Raw genomic sequence first — 15,626 nt, 5'->3', positions numbered from 1 at the left:
TTGCCGACCCAAGGCGACCTTACCCGGTGAACCGCCCTGCTCGATTCCGCCTCATCCCAGAATCGCCCGGGCGGCGCGCTCGGCGATCAACATGACCGGCGCGTTGGTGTTGCCGGAGGTGATGGTGGGCATCGCCGAGGCGTCGACCACTCGAAGGCCGGCGACGCGATACACGCGACATTCGGTGTCGAGCACCGTGCCGGCTGACCGTGGAAGGCCTTGTGTGTCAAAGGCTCCCATCGCGCAGGTGCCCACCGGGTGGAAGATCGTCGTACCGAGTTCACCAGCAGCCAGCTGCAGGTCTTCGTCGGTCACCAGGTCCGGGCCGGGGAGCAATTCTTGCGGGCCGTAGCCGGCCAGCGCGGGCGCTGCCATGATCTTCCGGGTCATCCGCAGGCCCTTCACGGCGACTTGACGATCGGCGTCGGTGGACAGGTAATTGCAGGAGATCTTCGGATCGGTCAACGGATCGGCACTGGCCAGGCGCACATGGCCGCGCGAGCTGGGCCGCAGATTACAGACCGAGGGGGTGATCGCCGCGTACCGGTGCAGCGGTTCGCCGAACTTGGGCAACGACAAGGGCTGCACATGCCACTCCAGATCGGGACTGGCCAGCGTCGGGTCGCTTTTCGCGAAAGCCCCTAGCGTGGAGGGCGGCATGGTCATCGGACCTGAGCGCAGCGTCAGGTATTGAAGTCCCATGCCGCCACGGGTGATCCAGTTGCGGTACAGCGTGTTGACGGTCCGGGCACCCTGAACGCGGTAGACGGTGCGCAGCTGCAGATGGTCCTGGAGGTTTTCGCCCACTCCTGGTAGATCGACGGCCACCGGCACGTGATGCTCGGTGAGCAACTCGGCTGGGCCCAGCCCCGAGGCCTGCATGAGATGCGGCGAGCCGATCGCCCCCGCGCTCAGGATCACCTCCCGGCGGGCCTGGACGGTGATTGTCTGGCCATCCTTGAGCAGCCGCAGGCCGGTGACCCGGTGCCGCGCCGTGGTCCATGCACCGCGCCGCTGACTGTCACAGACCTCGTCGTCCATCAGCAGCCCCAGGGCCTGAGTCTGGGTGTAGACGGTGAGATTCGGTCGGTGGGCGATCGGATGCAGGAACGCATCGGCCATCGACCAGCGACGGCCCCGTCGTTGGTTGACGTGAAAGTAGGCGCTGCCAGAGTTGTCGCCCCGGTTGAATTCCTCGATGGGTGCGATGCCTACCTGGGCTGCGGCGGCCTGCCAGGCGTCCAAGATCTTCCAGCGCACCCGCGGCCGCTCGACGCGGATCTCGCCATCGGTGCCGTGCCAGTCGTCGGCACCGCCGAAGTAGTCTTCCAACTCTTTGTAGATCGCCAGCGTTTCGCCGGGGGAGTCCGCACCACCCCAGAGCCATCGCTCGTCACCGGTGGCTTGTGCCCATAGCTCGTAATCGCTTGCCTGTCCACGCATGTGGATCATGGCATTGATCGACGAGCAGCCGCCGATCACCCGGCCCCGCGCGTAGTGAATGCTGCGTCCGGCCAGACCTGGATCGGCCTCTGTCGTGAAGCACCAGTCGGTGCGGGGGTTGGCGATGGTGTACAGGTAGCCCACCGGCACCTTGATCCAGAACCAGTTGTCTTTGCCGCCGGCCTCGATCAACAGCACGCGGTGGTCAGGGTTGGCGCTGAGCCGATTGGCGAGCAGGCAGCCCGCGCTGCCTGCTCCCACGATGATGAAGTCGAATTCGGCGACGGGGCTCATTCCGGGTTCGTTCCTCCATGGCGTCGGGTGCGTCACCTAGTGTGCGCGACGACCGCTCGGTAGGTGCGGATTCCCCGCCCGAATTGGTGCACGGACGGATGTTGTCGGCGGCTTAGCCTTGGGTCATGGGTGAGGGGACAGTCAACGATTCATTGCAACGGGCCTACGAGGCCATGATTTCCGCCGATGTGGGGCCTTTCCTGCGCGCACGTGGCTTCGACATATCCGACTCCAGCTTCACGCGGGAACGGGGGCCGCTCTACGACGTGATCAATCTTCAGCCCGACCGGCACAACGGCACGATGTCGTGGCATGGATTCTTCATCAACGTCGGAATCGGATCCGCTGAGGTCGACAGCGCGTGCCCTGGATACGAGCGAGCCCGGCATCCGCTCAAAGGTTCGCTCCTGCAACGCCGTTGGGAACAGCTGGTGCCCGACCTGCCGTACGAGGCGCGGTTCGACCATCGCACCGACATGCAGAAATTCGCGGCGGCGCTGTGCGATGGCTTTGATGCGACGCTCGCTGTGATGGAACAGATAAGCAGCACAAAGCAGTTGGTGCGATACGCGGTCGACAACAACGTGCTGATCGAGTACGACAAGACCTGCGGCTATCTGGCGGCGGTCGATGACATCGACACGCTGACGGAATACGTCACCACGTTGCACAGCTACTTCGGGCATCAGGACCGGTGGTCGATCTTCAGCCGCAACATCAGCACGGCTGCCGGGCGTTGGGAGGGCCATCTGCGGGAGCGCGGATTGCTTGACCTGGTCCCCGCCAGTGGCGGGGATGAGCCTTCGTAGATCGGGAGGCCCGACGCATCAACTGTGATCGTCGTCAGCCGTTGTCCCGCCAGGTGAGCACTTCCTTGAGAGACGTGAGGTCGTAGCCGTCATCGGAGGTGAGCTCCGTCTGAAACAACGTGACGCCGGCTTCGCGGAAGGCATGGGCGCTGTCGGCGTCCTGCCACAGCGTCGAGCGTTCGATATCGGCGCCGTTGCGGCCGAACGTCGCCGCCAGTTCGTCGACGAGGTCGCTGGACCTGCGGAACGCGTCGAGGTCTTGGAACGCGTGCCAGATGTCGGCGTGTCGGGCGACGGCGGGCAGCGAGCGTTTGGGCCCCGTGCCGCCGATGAGAATGGGTACTTTGCGCACCGGCGGCGGGATCAGTGCCGCGAGCCGGTTCTCGATCCGGATCAGGCTCTCGTCGAACAGATCGAAGCGGGAGCTGAACGTGCCGAATTCGTAACCATAAGTGGTGTAATCTTTTTCGTACCATCCAGCTCCGAGACCGAGAATGAGTCGGCCGCCACTGATGTGGTCGACGGTGCGCGCCATGTCGGCGAGCAGGTCCGGGTTGCGGAAACCGACGCCGGTGACCAGGAGCCCGATCTCGGCGTGCGAGGTGATCTCGCCCCACGACGCGAGCGCGGTCCAACCCTCGAAGTTGGCAACGTCGGGTTGCTCATCGAGCAGCAGGGGTTTGCCGTCGACGATGGCCTCCACCGCCGGGCGGTGGAAGTGGTCGTAACCGAAGATCACGTCGACGCCGAGGTCGTCGGCGGCCAGGACGGCGTCGCGCCAGGTGCGGTAGTCGGGTGTGCCGCCGGGCTGGATCTGCGCGGCGACGCGAACGGGACGGGTCATGTGGAACTCCTGAGTCGGGGAAGGGCGACTCCTGAGCCAAGTGGACGAGGTGCGAGATTTATTCCGGTCGAGGTGATCCTCAAATGAGGGTGATCGTCAGGGGCTCCGGTCCGTTGCAGCGAGTGCTGGGGATCTCGAACCCACGGACATCAACTATCCGAACGTGCGCGGGCAAGCGATTCAAACGCGTCGGCAGTGGTTTGATCGGCAGGAAACAGCAGCTCGATGGCCAGCTCGGAAAGCGTGACCTCGAACGGCATGTCGAATGTGCCGAACATACCGAAGAAGGACCATTCACCGCCCCCGGGTGCGCGCACCCTCACCGGGCCGAGATTCTGTGCGAAGTCGGATTCGCTTGCCGCACCGCGGTCGTCGCCGGATAGGTAGTTGTCAAACTCCTCCAGCAGCTGTGCGAGCTGCTGGTCGGCAGTGGTGGTGAGCTGGCGCTCGATACGATCACGGAAGTACACCATGACGTCGCGAGCGTTGATGATCTGTGATGACAACGCCATTCCGATACGGAGGATGTTGACGGGCGGCTTCAACAGGGCTGGGTCGATGCCCGCGACAAGCGGTTGTATGGCGGCGTTCGCAGCGACCAGATTCCAGTGCCGATCGAAGACGACGGCCGGGTACGGCTCGTGGCTTTTCAGGATCCGTTTCAGCGCTTCGCGAATCGGGGCGAGTTCGGGTGCGCTGAACGGATGCTCGGCGAAGGCGGGGGCGTGCCCTGCTGCGAGCAGGAGCTGGTTTCGTTCACGAAATGGGATGTCGAGTCGTTCGCCAAGGCGCAGCACCATGTCTCGTCCGGGCTTGGAGCGACCGGTCTCGACGAAACTCAGATGGCGCGCGGATACGCCGGCATCGAGCGCGAGCTCGAGCTGGGTCAGCCGGCGCCGGAGCCGCCATTCCCGCAGCAGCGGCCCGACCCGGGAAGCGGTGCCGGTCGTTGCCATTCGCACCGACTGTAGCCGCACCGGGTTCGTTCCTCGATTACCTCTAGGTAATCGACAGTGCGACCTCCCACCGTGACGATCACTGGAGAACCGTGAGGAGGACGGAAAATGACTACGTTGATTCGACGGCTGGTCTGCGGCGCAGCTGGCGCCATGATGCTCGTCGCATTATTCCTACCGTGGGACCAGATTCAGGACACCGATCGCATCGCGTGGGGGTTGTGGAAGCTGACTTTTCCGCTCTGCGTGGCTCTTGCCTTGTGCGCGTTGACATCCGCGCTCACGGGTGGGCAGATCGGCCTGAACAGACCCGACGTTTCGATCATCGGCGCGACCGATGGCCTCGGTGTGATCACCACCGTGACGCTGGCCTGGCTGCTGTTGTACGCGTCGCCTGCTGACGCCAGTCTCCAGCCGGCCCTCGTCCTGGCGCTAGTATCGGCGGCTGCAGCTGCCTTAGCGGCCGCCGACTACCGTCCGCTGCGGGGAGCACCTCTGTTTCCGCGATTGGTTGATGAATGCGGCAGTAGCCACCATTCGAGCACCTTGTGAGGCAGCGTAAAGCCGAGCGGACATGGGTCGGGCTCAGAGGTCACTGCAATGGCTCGGGCGCGAAGGTGACGTCGACTCCGCCCACGGTCATCGTCACCTGACCTTCGATCACCATCACCTGCGCCGAGACCCGTCGATCGACAGTCTGGGCCAGTTGCTGCACCGGTGTGTGCGGTATCTGCGTCACCGACAGGTTGGCCAGCCCGGCCACTTTGGGGCCGACGTTGCGCCACCAGGTGGGCACGCCGGCGGCGAACGGGAACAGCAGCACCTGGTCGGCTTGGCTGGCCGCCTTGCCCAAGACGCGCTCGTCGGGCTGGCCGACGTTGATCCACTCCAGGATCCGGCCGGTGTAGTCGGCGAGCCGCAAGTCCGGTACGCCAGGGGTGGACAGGCCTGCCCCGAAAGTCAACTCGCCGTCGACGTCGCTGAGTCGGTGTGCGCGAAGCCCAAACGCCAACAACCGCACCACCATCCGCTCATCGGTCTCGCTAGGATGACGGGCCACGGTGAGCGTGTGATCGGCGTAGTAGCCGTGATCGACATCGGAGACGCCAAGTTCGACTTTGAATACTGTTGCAGAAAGGGCCACGTCATAGTGTCCACCCACGTGGCGTCCTCCGAGCAATCGGGCCGCATTGAGTGGTCGACCGCCGGGATAAACCGTTCTGTGCTCGGTTCCGTGTCACGTTGCCGGACAAATCAGCAGCTCCAAACTCGGTGTTACATGTAACATGGCTCTATGGCGGTGAGGGAAAGGGTCGGTGAGTACCGACGACGGATGCGCGAGCGCGGCCTCCGACCGCTGCAGGTCTGGGTGCCTGACGTGCGCACCGAGACTTTCGCGGCCGAGGCGCACAGGCAGGCCTCGCTGGTCGCAGAAGCTCACGAAGAAAGCGACGACCAAGACTTCATCGAGGCGATCTCGACGCGGTGGGACGAGGAGTGAATCGAGGGGAGATTTGGACCGTGGCCGGAGGTGTTTATGCCTCGAAGCCCCGTCCGGCGGTGATCGTTCAGGATGACCTCTTCGATGCCACGACTTCGGTCACCGTAGCTCCGATGACCAGCACGCTTTTGGATGCTCCACTGCTGCGCATCCGCATAGGGGGCGGAGATGGGCTACTTTCGGGACTCGACCACGATAGTGACGTGATGATCGACAAGCTCACGACGGTCAGAAGGTCGAACGTCCATACCCGAATCGGCCGCCTGACAGCGGAGCAACTGGTTGAGATCGAGCGGGCAATGATGGCATTCCTCGGCCTTGCTCGATGAATGAACCCCGTTGAGGAGCAGTGCAAATGGCATGCTCTAGCGTCAGGTCGCCATATTTCGATCTCGTCGTATTCCTCAACTGAAGGTACCGCCAGCCGGTTGGCCAGTTGGTCCAGGCAGGGGAGTCGTCATCCGCCAGTCGGGGGTCGTCGTTTCAATCATCGGTACTGCCCGAGTGGCTGTGCGCGGAGTTTGCTGGATAGCAGAGTCCCTAGTACCGACGAGCGCTAGCATTGACTGCAATGCATGCAGTGGATGAGGGGTGACGATGGCGACCTTGACGATTCGTGATCTTGACGACGAGCTCAAAGCGGCACTGCGTGTTCGCGCAGCAGAGCACGGCCGGTCGATGGAATCTGAGGTGCGTGAGATCTTGCGCACGGCATTGGAACGCCCTGTGGGTGGTCCGGGGATGGCGACGCGGATTCGGCAGCGCTTCGCGGGAACCGGGGGTGTGGAGCTTGACCTGCCCAGTCGGACCGAGCGTCCACGCGCTGCGGCCCTTGACGAATGATCGTCTTGGATACCAACGTCGTTTCGGAGCTGATGCGCCCAGCGCCGGAACCTGGCGTCACTAGTTGGGTCGACAGCTTGGATGTGGCCGACATATGGCTGACTGTCGTGACGGCGGCCGAACTGATGTGCGGCGTCGCCCGATTGCCGAACGGGCGACGCCGGCGTGAGCTTCGCGCAAAGGTCGACGGACTGCTGGCGGAGGATTTCCAGGACAGAATTCTGCCGTTCGATGCGCTGGCGGCAACCCACTATGCAGATATCGTTGCTGACCGGGAGCGTAGCGGGCTCCAGATCAGTATGGCCTACGGGCAGATCGCCGCAATTGCCGCAACTGGAACGCCGGACTCGCGACGCGCAACGTCAGTGACTTCGTTGACACCGGCGTCGACCTCATCAATCCGTGGGATTTGGCAACACCGTAACCACTTGGCTTCAAACGACGCACGCCGGTTGCGAAACGGCGTCAGTGAAACACGCTGCAGCACAGCGGTTTGCCTAGGACGAGTCGGGCGTCATGGTTCGTCTAGGTGGTTTCGCCGGGATGTTGGTTCGATGAGTGGGGTGAGGGGGTCACTCGGATTGCCCGCCGACTACGGGGAACGCTATCTAGCCCCAACGCGGTAGGGCAACAAGCCGGTCGCCCTCAAACCCCGCGGGCGCTCGATCGTTTGCTGGACTTTAGCCGACGATCCACAACTGCTTGTCTACATTTCGTCTACACTGACGTCCATGGCGGCAGAAACTACAACTGTCCGAGTCCGCCGGCCAGATTCTGAGCGGCTCCAATCGCTGGCTAAAGCTCGTCAGACCGCCGTTGTCGACGTCGTGCACGCTGCGATCGACGCTCTGGAACGGCAGGAGTTCCTCCGGGGATTAAACGGCGATTACCAGCGCCTGCGTGGCAATCCCGAACTGTGGGAACAGTACCTGGCGGAGCGTCACGAGTGGGACGCCCTGGCTTGATCTGGCGAGGAGAGATCTACTACGTCGATCTCGGCCAGCCGGTCGGCCACGAGCCGGCCTTTCGGCGTCCAGCGGTCGTGGTGTCGGTCGACATTCTCAACAACGGACCGGGAGGACGCGTGGTTGTCGTTCCCATCACGACCGTCGGCTACGGGCTGCGAAGCCATGTCGAGCTGGAGCCAGAGGGTAGCGGGCTCGACCACACCTCATACGCACGCTGCGATCAACTGCGAGTGGTTTCGGTCGAACGGCTGTCATCCCGGCAGGCGATAATCGGCCCAGGCCAGATGCTGGCCATCGACCAGGCGCTGCGGTTTGTCCTCGATCTATGACTGCGGAGGAGGATGTCTTTCAAAACTGTTGGGGAGCAGTTGAACACGGCATGGACTACTGGTAACCCGCCATACTCGATTCCGCCGTATTCCTCCGGTCGCGAGGCATCGAACAGTTCAATCCTGGCTGGGGAGACAGGCCCGGTCACCGGCACGGAGGTGCCTCAATCAGCTGGCGGATTGCGGTAGAGCTCCGAAGTCCGGCGCGCTTGTTGCAAAACCGGTTGGCTGCGTCGACGCGACGTGTCACGCTTCGGCGGTGAATCAGATGTTCTACGTGTTTCTCTGGTCGCACCCGGGGATGGACGAGGCGCTAGTTGCCTACGAAGATGCCGTGCTCGCGCTGGTCGATGAGCATGATGGGCAGGTGGTGCATCGAGCTCGGACAGATGGCGCCGGTGGCAGGCCGCTGGAAATCCAGCTGTTCCAATGGGCATCGCGAGAGGCGATGGAGCGCTATATGGCTGATCCGAGACGGTCCGCATTGTCTGCGGATCGCGAGCTAGCCATAGCGCGCACTGAAATCGTCCCTGTGCAGATCAGCTGATTCGCGCGGGGCCGCTTGTCATCGAGGCACTCGGTGGTCGCGGTTACCCGTACGCCTATCAGGTACACAATAGGATGCATGGCCACAAAATCTGAACGTTTTGCCGTGCGCCTGACGCCTGAGCAGGACGCGCTGATTCGCCGTGCCGCGGAGGTCGAAGGAACGGACCTAACGACATTCACTGTGTGCGCCACCGTCGCGCACGCTCGCGAGGTACTCGCGGACCGCCGGCATTTTCTACTCGATGACGCGGCGTGGGCAGAGTTCAATGCCGTACTCGATCGGCCAGTCCAGTACAAGCCGGCGTTGGCAAAACTGTTCGCCAAGCCTTCGTTGTTCGATCCTGACGAGTGAGTGGATACGGCCGTCCGCGGCCGATCAGCGAGTCCGATGACGTCGCGACGTTCGACAGCGGCGAGCCCAACCTGGATGACTATCTTCGCACGCGCGCACTGACTAACCACGCCGGCGGCGCATCACGCTGCTTCGTGACGTGCAGGGATGGGAGCGTCGTCGGCTACTACGCATTCGCGTCGGGAGCGGTGTCACATGCCGACTTGTCCGGCAAGTTCAGCCGGAACATGCCCAACCCGGTGCCGGTGATTCTGCTGTCACGCCTGGTCGTCGACCGCAAGCACCAGGGCTACGGACTGGGGGAGAACCTGCTGCGCGACGCGATTGCCCGCAGTGTGCAAGCCGCCGAACAGATCGGTGTCCGCGCCATCGTCGTGCATGCCCTGCATGACGAAGCGCGCCGGTTCTATATCCGCTTCCAGTTCGAACCGTCTCCTACCGACCCGCTACACCTGATGCTGCTGATCAAAGATGCCAAGGCGAGCGTGACGTCGCTGCAAGGAGAAGGGATGCCGCGGAACGTCGTCATGAGGTGATCGACAATGGTCGAGAGCGGTGCGGACCGAGACCACCTCGAGTCGCTGACACAGACGAGCAACTCAGCCGGCTGATCGCCATCGCTCACTCACGCTGAGCAGCTGCGCCATCTTGACCCGGATGGGGCCGACGCGACGCTAGCGGCCGCCCGGGAAGAAACCGGCATCGTAGATCGGGACCTGCGCACTATTACCCTTGCCGATGGATTGGGGTTCTCGTTGACGGCAGTTGCGAGCACAAAGACGACGAGGTCCGCGACGCCATTGAAGGCGGTAACGAGTGACTGAGTCACCTAGAAGTGGCGTGTTCTGGTAAGCGAAAACCGTTGTCCAACAAAAGAAGACGGCGTTGTTTAGTGGTAACCCGCCGTATTTGATTCCGCCGTATTCCCCAGTGCGCGGGCAGGTGGCCTTGGGGGACAGTGGGCCGTTGAGCGGCCGCACGCGACTTCGACCCCGGCCGCAAGCATTGCCATCGATGAGGTGGTCCAAGGAGGTTCATTGTTTGCTAACCCGTTATCGGCTGGGGGAGCGCCTTGTGAATCAGCGAGGCGCTTCATCTCCTTCGACTCGGCTCGTACGCGGGGTAAAATCGGGCAATGATCTTCACTCGGATCACCGTGGACCCAGCTGTGATGGGCGGTATGCCCTGTGTGCGTGGGTTGCGGTTTCCTGTGGCGACCGTTGTGGCAATGGTCGCCGACGGCATGTCCGCGCAAGAGATCATCGCCGAGCATCCTGATCTCGAACTCGGCGACGTTGCCGAGGCATTGAAGTACGCTGCCGAAGCGCTGAAGGAACGCGAACTTCCGCTTCGGAAACCGGCGTGAAGTTTCTGCTGGATGAGAACCTTTCGCCGGTGCTGCGTGACCTGCTGGTCGAGTCAGGCCATGACGTAATCCATGTGCGAGATCTTCAGATGGCCGGTTCGACGGACGAGGAAGTAATCGCGCAGGCAGCGACTCTGAGTCGGGTGCTCATCAGTGCTGATACCGACTTCGGCGCACTGCTTGCTCGAACGCATGCGACCGAGCCTTCCTTCATTCTCATCCGCCGCGCCAGCAATCGGCGTGCCGACGAACAGTCAAGGCTTCTTACGAACAACCTCGAAGTGGTTGCTGACGATCTGGCATCCGGTGCAATCGTTGTTCTCGGCGAAGACGTAATTCGTATCCGGCGTCTGCCGATATGAGCCTCGTTTGAAGTATTCGGAACGAACCAGCGGTGATTGAACCGCTTCACCGCCCAGGCCATTTGTGAAGTCCGCCAGGTGTATCGAGACAGGGCACTACAGGACAGAAACCGCTGGGACACAGATGAAAACGAAGACTTTTACCGGTAACCCTGCATATTCGATTACTACATAATCGTGACATTCTGAGGATTGTGTCGCCTCGCGAATGACGACGACATCGTTCTTGGAGACCCGGCCATGGGCGGCACCGTGATCGCGCCGGCTCGGCCGAGTGTCTGGTGTGGCTCGGATGGCTGTCCGGGCGAACTGGAAATGCGGTTGCGCGCAGCGCGGTGCTGATGTTCGAGTAGCCGAATACTCGTGATAACTCTTGCCGGCCGGTGTAGCGTTCCCGTCGGCAGTGAGCGAATGCCCCACGAGGGGGGGGATAATCGATGAAGCGGCTCGTGCATCTCGATAGTTATATGTCAGTGTTGCCGTACGCCAGCGAGATTTTCGGCGTCTACCAACCAATGCTCGGTTGGAGATCGAAACGCACGGCGCAGCGCATCGATACCGGGTTTCTCAGCAGGCAGCGACGAGTCGTCGAAGCAATCGTTGATAACCACAAACCGGACTACAGCGTTCATTTCACTGACGACGGCTGCCGTCTAGATGTAGAGCGTCTGTTGCCCGGCGCACTCGCTGCTCGAAACGACTGGACATCGGTCATCACTGCGCGCCTCGCCGAGGGGCTACCCCCAGCACCTACCGACGAGGAATTGTCTGCTGCAATTACTGCCGACCATCTCGCAGATATATTGAACGGACCGGTTCGCGAGCTCGCACAGCAGATGTACCACGACGCGTGCGAACGTGACATCCGCCAGCGCCGCACCACGCAGCGAGCCCGTACGGCCGTCGAGGAGATGATAGCGCGCGAGTCGCGGACTGCGGGTGCGCTGCTTCGCCTGGCCTCCGGAAACCGGCTCGACGCGGTTCGCACGATTCTTACGCCGTTTCGCAAGGCGACTATGGAAGCGCTAACTGCGGCACTGGTTGCGCAGAACGGGTTCGACACGCTCGACCCCAAACATGATCTCGACCGGATCGGCTTATCTCCGGTTGGCATCGTGCACTTGTTCCGGCAGTACTTCTTTGAGCTGGACACGTTCCTGGGCTCGCCGGTTGGTCATGTGTGGGTTCCGGTAGGTGCGACTGTCGAACTGGTTGAGATCAACACACGGCGCGTTCTTGTGGAACGCACTGACGAGCTGCTCCTGGAGACAACACGGACGACCGAGTCGACCGTGACCACACAGGATGAGTTGTCTGAAGCGGTTAAGCAGGACAACCGAGATGAAGTCAAGTTCGGCGCAACAGCCACTGCCAACCAGAACTGGGTGTGGGGCAGTGCCTCCGAGACGGCAAGCTTCGACTACACAACTACGCAACAAAATGCGCGCGAACAGAGCCACAAGTACATGCGTCAGCAGTCCGAGAAGCTGTCGACGCAGATGAAACAAAGCATCAAGACCACGTTTAAGACGGTCACCGAAACGACGGAGACGTCGTCCAAACGCTATGTGCTTTCCAATACTTCGGACGAGATGCTCAACTATGAGCTCCGCCGCAAGATGCGCCAAGTCGGCGTCCAGGTCCAAGACATCGGGACCTACCTGTGCTGGCAAACTTATGTCGACGACCCTGGAGAGTTCCTCGGCATCGCGCAGCTCATGCACATCGTGGCATCGCCGAAGCTCAGCGATATTCCACCGCCGGAACTCATCGTGCCTCCCGGCCCTCGCTTTGAGGACCTTCCAATCACCATCCCGTACAAGGGCGAGGAGGATGAGAACGATATAACGTACCGAAACGGCGGCGAGGCCGATGTCGACTTCGGAGAAAACACTGATCACATTCAATGGGAGTTTCCACAGACCGTGTTCTCTGCTCAAGCCGGCGAAAAACTAGCGAACATCGAATTCGACACCACCGGCGTAAGCGCCGAGGTCTCGGCGATCGCCATCACCAAAGACCCGTCCGAGCCGACCAAGTGGACGTATGTCCTGCGGTTGAACTCCGTCAATTTCGGTGGCCGGATGGCGATTACATTCAAGGCGAAACTGCGTTGGGAGCCCGCCGTCGATCAGCTCGCGATCGACGCCGAGAACAAGAAGCGCATGGCAGCATTCACCGCCGCCAACGAACTCGCCTACCGCAAAGAGTTCGTGGCGGCGGCCCGTGAACGAATTGAGCTAGCCAGCGGGGTCCAGCCACGCAGGTACGAGGATCTGCGCGAGGAAGAACGGATTGCCGTCTACCGCAAGCTCATTCAAGACATGCTCGCCCCGCAGGCTCTCGTTCCGACGCCCGATGACCACACTCGTCACGTGGTTGCCGAATTGCTCAACTCGATTTTCGATATCGACAAGATGCTTTACTTCGTGGCTCCCGAATGGTGGCGGCCGCGACTGCACCACAGTCATCAACAGTTTGGTAATCTGGTGGCCGCCAAGGACCCCGACGGAAACCCTGTGCTTGGACCGGACGGCCGTCCAGTCATGGTGCCTGCCAGCACAACTCAGTATCCACAAGAACATCAGTTGGGATGGGGCGGGATCGGCGAGGTGCAGCGAGACGACAGCTACTACATCACCGAGAAATCGGTGCCGGCGAAGCTAGGTAGTTCGCTTGGTTGGCTGCTGCAACTCGACGGGGACAACCTGCGAAATTCCTTCCTCAACGCGCCATGGGTGAAGGCCGTTATGCCGATCCGGCCGGGCAAGGAGCGGCAGGCGCTGAATTGGCTTAAACGTGTCGAAGGCATGAACACCTTGACGGAGAACGATATGTACACCGGCCCCGAAACGGACCTGCAGGACAAGACGATCTTCGAGGTGCTCGATATATTGGCTGACAAGGTGGCTGACAAGCACCGCGCGTCAAACGAAGTCAACGAGTACCGCGACCCGGAGCGGCCTCTCGATGATGACAGTGCGGTGTTCGCAACGCCTCTGGACCGGGTCTATGAGCATGGATTCTATCCTCTGCAGGGCGGTTTCAAGGCGACCGTCAACGAGGATTTCGAAGTGTTCGACCAGTGGATTGAGATCGTCCCAACAGACCAGGTCGCCGCTGTGGAGGTGAAATACGATCCCAAGACCGGCCGCCAGCTTTAGTCGATTGTCGTCTAGAACGGTGCGAAGGAATCTTCGAGGAGCGTCCGGATCGTGCGCGGTGGGTCGGGTGGCGCGCTGGCCGGCAGAGGATCAAGATGTCCAGCGAACACGGCCATTTCGTGGACAACCCAGACGCGGAAGTTTCGGAGCGTGATGGGAGGCTTTTCCGCGAACATTTCGCGTTCGGTGAAGTTCTCGAAGAAGTAGCGCATAAACGGACTGCTGGAGTCCTCGATCATCTCCGTTGCGGAATGGGTGCCCAGTGTCCCCGCGGCTTTGGTTGGCGACTTCGCCACTGGCGGAATCCGCCAGAAGTCGGCCGCTTCGGCTGGGTCGGGTAGGTAGCGGATACGCGCTCCCGTTGCGTCGATCACCGCGCGCACGGCAGGGGTGAGACCCGCGGCGTTGCCTGTCATATGTGGTGTCACGACAAACACGGCATCTAAGGGCTGCTTGGGCGATTTGCGCCTAGCGCTAACCTTGTTCATGGCGGCCACAACGGCATCTAGAGGCTTGGTAGGCCCCGACGCCTCGTGGCTTATGACGCGTTCGAGCTCTTCGCCGTTGGCGTGGATGGTCGCCGCAAGCGCATGGTTAGCGCCACTGTGGGCCGCAGCCCACAAGCTGCGCCCTTCAGTAATCGGAAAATTGTCGCTTGTGCCGGCTGCAGTCGTGCTCCACAACAAGCGGATTGCGGCATCGACACGCGGTTTGAGCCCGGCGCGAGTGGCGGCGTCAAATCCTGCGACTGTGTCTGCGCACAGAGGCAGAAGCACGATGTCTGCTCTGCCAGTGCGGGAGAGAATCCGCTCGAGTCCGACTGGCCGATGCGACCATACGTTGGCCATCGCGTCGGCCACGGGTCGACTGGATGACCCAGTGGTCCGCTGCATCTGGTCAAGAACCTGCTCAAAAAGGGGAAGCGAGCTGACAGCTGAAAGCTTGTCCTTCGGCACCGGACTCAACAGCCACCGGCTCAGGTTGTACCACGTCGTATCGTCATGCCTGGCCGACTCAAACCCACCGACGGTGGGTGCATACGCAAATGAGTTCATCCCGGCTGCTGGGCGCAACCACACGATGTTGGCCGGCCTTCGGTCCGGCCCTGTGTGGCCTGTCCCACCATCCGCAGGGCCGCCGGCGGGTCGTACGGATGCCGACCGCAGCGACTTCACGGCGAGGTCGGACAGCACCACAAACCAAATAGTCGGAAGATCACCGCCCGTCCACCCCAGTACACGCAGATTCTCGATGCGTCCGTTCATGGCGGGATGCAGATAACGGCCCCAGCGATCGGAATGCGTCGCCCACCACAACTCGGTGAGATCGACAAAGCGTGCATCGACGGTGAAGCCCTGAGGCGTCACTGCCAGGAGCGGATGCAAACCGGCGATCCTGCGCCTGCTCGACGCCCCAGGGGCGGCAACCCGGGTCGGCCCGCTACTCGATCGAACCCAGCGCCGGGTCTCCACTGAGTGCTCTGCGGCTAGTAGGACACCGGATCCCACGTTGAACAGCTGGCGGATCGCCAGTCCTGTCTTCGTGACACGGCTAGCCGTCACCGTTAATTCGATATCGACCCGAATGCGGGTGGCGGCGGCCGGCACCGATAGCGTGTTGGTGCCAGGTTTGACCGCCGCAACGGGCAATGCCGGCAACAGATCGGTGTCCCAACCCGCGACCCTGCTCACATCGACGACTGCAGCCTTCACGGGTATCGTGTTTTGCTGCAACCAGAATTGACCCGAGGTCGTCTTCGCTCGGGGCGTAGCCGACGGGGCCATCCAGTCGAAGATAACGTCCAATGTGCGCTCCATCGTCGGCGAGGGCAGCAGTTCCGCTGCGC

19 protein-coding genes are annotated in these 15,626 nt (G+C 61.9%); 14 read left to right on the top strand and 5 right to left on the bottom strand.

From position 1 onward, the window contains the following. Window positions 1-51 precede the first annotated feature (51 nt). The gene (locus A5699_RS04000) at window positions 52-1,737 is read right to left on the bottom strand and encodes a GMC family oxidoreductase (RefSeq protein ID WP_067765697.1); all 1,686 of its coding nucleotides are present in this window, start codon (window positions 1,735-1,737) and stop codon (window positions 52-54) included. A 173-nt stretch (window positions 1,738-1,910) separates the two neighbouring features. Between A5699_RS04000 and A5699_RS03995 the strand changes: the two genes are divergently transcribed. Then, a complete protein-coding gene (locus tag A5699_RS03995; protein ID WP_157561076.1) occupies window positions 1,911-2,546 on the top strand; it encodes a DUF4304 domain-containing protein in 636 nt (211 codons plus the stop codon). Between the two features lie 34 nt (window positions 2,547-2,580). Here the strand turns inward: A5699_RS03995 and A5699_RS03990 are convergent, their stop codons facing one another. Together A5699_RS03990 and A5699_RS03985 are read right to left on the bottom strand one after the other, a co-directional pair. After that, on the bottom strand, window positions 2,581-3,390 hold the full coding sequence (locus tag A5699_RS03990) for an LLM class F420-dependent oxidoreductase (protein WP_067765690.1): 810 nt from the start codon (window positions 3,388-3,390) through the stop codon (window positions 2,581-2,583). A gap of 149 nt (window positions 3,391-3,539) precedes the next feature. Then, entirely contained in the window at window positions 3,540-4,346 is an 807-nt protein-coding gene (locus A5699_RS03985) for a helix-turn-helix domain-containing protein (RefSeq protein WP_067765687.1), read from the bottom strand. Window positions 4,347-4,454: 108 nt separating this feature from the next. On the opposite strand from A5699_RS03985, the gene A5699_RS03980 reads away from it, so the two are divergent. Further along, the gene (locus A5699_RS03980; RefSeq protein WP_157561075.1) at window positions 4,455-4,898 is read left to right on the top strand and encodes a hypothetical protein; all 444 of its coding nucleotides are present in this window, start codon (window positions 4,455-4,457) and stop codon (window positions 4,896-4,898) included. A 40-nt stretch (window positions 4,899-4,938) separates the two neighbouring features. Here A5699_RS03980 and A5699_RS03975 read toward each other — a convergent pair whose 3' ends face one another. Then, window positions 4,939-5,490, bottom strand: a complete 552-nt coding sequence (locus A5699_RS03975) for a YaeQ family protein (RefSeq protein ID WP_067765828.1) — start codon at window positions 5,488-5,490, stop codon at window positions 4,939-4,941. A 150-nt stretch (window positions 5,491-5,640) separates the two neighbouring features. Here A5699_RS03975 and A5699_RS03970 point away from each other — a divergent pair, with 150 nt between their 5' ends. The 12 genes from A5699_RS03970 to A5699_RS03920 all read left to right on the top strand — a co-directional run bounded on the left by A5699_RS03970 (window position 5,641) and on the right by A5699_RS03920 (window position 13,780). Beyond that, window positions 5,641-5,847, top strand: coding sequence for an antitoxin MazE family protein (locus tag A5699_RS03970; RefSeq protein WP_067765682.1), 207 nt, complete (start codon window positions 5,641-5,643; stop codon window positions 5,845-5,847). Then, a complete protein-coding gene (locus tag A5699_RS03965) occupies window positions 5,844-6,176 on the top strand; it encodes a type II toxin-antitoxin system PemK/MazF family toxin (protein WP_067765679.1) in 333 nt (110 codons plus the stop codon). Before A5699_RS03970 ends, A5699_RS03965 begins: the two co-directional genes overlap by 4 nt. 268 nt (window positions 6,177-6,444) lie before the next feature. Then, window positions 6,445-6,690, top strand: coding sequence for an Arc family DNA-binding protein (locus A5699_RS03960; RefSeq protein ID WP_067765825.1), 246 nt, complete (start codon window positions 6,445-6,447; stop codon window positions 6,688-6,690). Further along, the gene (locus tag A5699_RS28345) at window positions 6,687-7,316 is read left to right on the top strand and encodes a type II toxin-antitoxin system VapC family toxin (protein ID WP_369806654.1); all 630 of its coding nucleotides are present in this window, start codon (window positions 6,687-6,689) and stop codon (window positions 7,314-7,316) included. The genes A5699_RS03960 and A5699_RS28345 overlap by 4 nt, the downstream gene beginning before the upstream one ends. 105 nt (window positions 7,317-7,421) lie before the next feature. Then, a complete protein-coding gene (locus A5699_RS03955) occupies window positions 7,422-7,655 on the top strand; it encodes a hypothetical protein (protein ID WP_067765677.1) in 234 nt (77 codons plus the stop codon). Continuing rightward, on the top strand, window positions 7,637-7,987 hold the full coding sequence (locus A5699_RS03950) for a type II toxin-antitoxin system PemK/MazF family toxin (protein WP_231965567.1): 351 nt from the start codon (window positions 7,637-7,639) through the stop codon (window positions 7,985-7,987). The genes A5699_RS03955 and A5699_RS03950 overlap by 19 nt, the downstream gene beginning before the upstream one ends. Window positions 7,988-8,246: 259 nt before the next feature. Next, window positions 8,247-8,534 (top strand): hypothetical protein, encoded by a 288-nt coding sequence (locus tag A5699_RS03945; RefSeq protein WP_369806653.1) that lies wholly within the window; start codon window positions 8,247-8,249, stop codon window positions 8,532-8,534. A gap of 78 nt (window positions 8,535-8,612) precedes the next feature. Further along, window positions 8,613-8,888, top strand: a complete 276-nt coding sequence (locus A5699_RS03940) for a DUF1778 domain-containing protein (protein ID WP_067765817.1) — start codon at window positions 8,613-8,615, stop codon at window positions 8,886-8,888. Beyond that, the gene (locus A5699_RS03935; protein WP_067765672.1) at window positions 8,885-9,424 is read left to right on the top strand and encodes a GNAT family N-acetyltransferase; all 540 of its coding nucleotides are present in this window, start codon (window positions 8,885-8,887) and stop codon (window positions 9,422-9,424) included. The genes A5699_RS03940 and A5699_RS03935 overlap by 4 nt, the downstream gene beginning before the upstream one ends. Window positions 9,425-10,023: 599 nt before the next feature. Beyond that, window positions 10,024-10,254: a DUF433 domain-containing protein gene (locus A5699_RS03930; RefSeq protein WP_067765669.1), complete on the top strand. Its 231-nt coding sequence runs from the start codon at window positions 10,024-10,026 to the stop codon at window positions 10,252-10,254. Further along, the gene (locus A5699_RS03925) at window positions 10,251-10,616 is read left to right on the top strand and encodes a DUF5615 family PIN-like protein (RefSeq protein WP_067765666.1); all 366 of its coding nucleotides are present in this window, start codon (window positions 10,251-10,253) and stop codon (window positions 10,614-10,616) included. The genes A5699_RS03930 and A5699_RS03925 overlap by 4 nt, the downstream gene beginning before the upstream one ends. Window positions 10,617-11,053: 437 nt before the next feature. Next, on the top strand, window positions 11,054-13,780 hold the full coding sequence (locus tag A5699_RS03920) for a peptidoglycan-binding protein (RefSeq protein ID WP_157561074.1): 2,727 nt from the start codon (window positions 11,054-11,056) through the stop codon (window positions 13,778-13,780). Window positions 13,781-13,791: 11 nt separating this feature from the next. Here the strand turns inward: A5699_RS03920 and A5699_RS03915 are convergent, their stop codons facing one another. Then, entirely contained in the window at window positions 13,792-15,597 is a 1,806-nt protein-coding gene (locus A5699_RS03915; protein WP_157561073.1) for a hypothetical protein, read from the bottom strand. Window positions 15,598-15,626: the final 29 nt, after the last annotated feature.

The sequence above is a fragment of the Mycobacterium sp. E802 genome (genome assembly GCF_001666875.1).
Classification (GTDB): domain Bacteria; phylum Actinomycetota; class Actinomycetes; order Mycobacteriales; family Mycobacteriaceae; genus Mycobacterium.
Note: the sequence above shows the minus strand (reverse complement) of the source record. Positions and strands in the feature narration are given on the sequence as shown.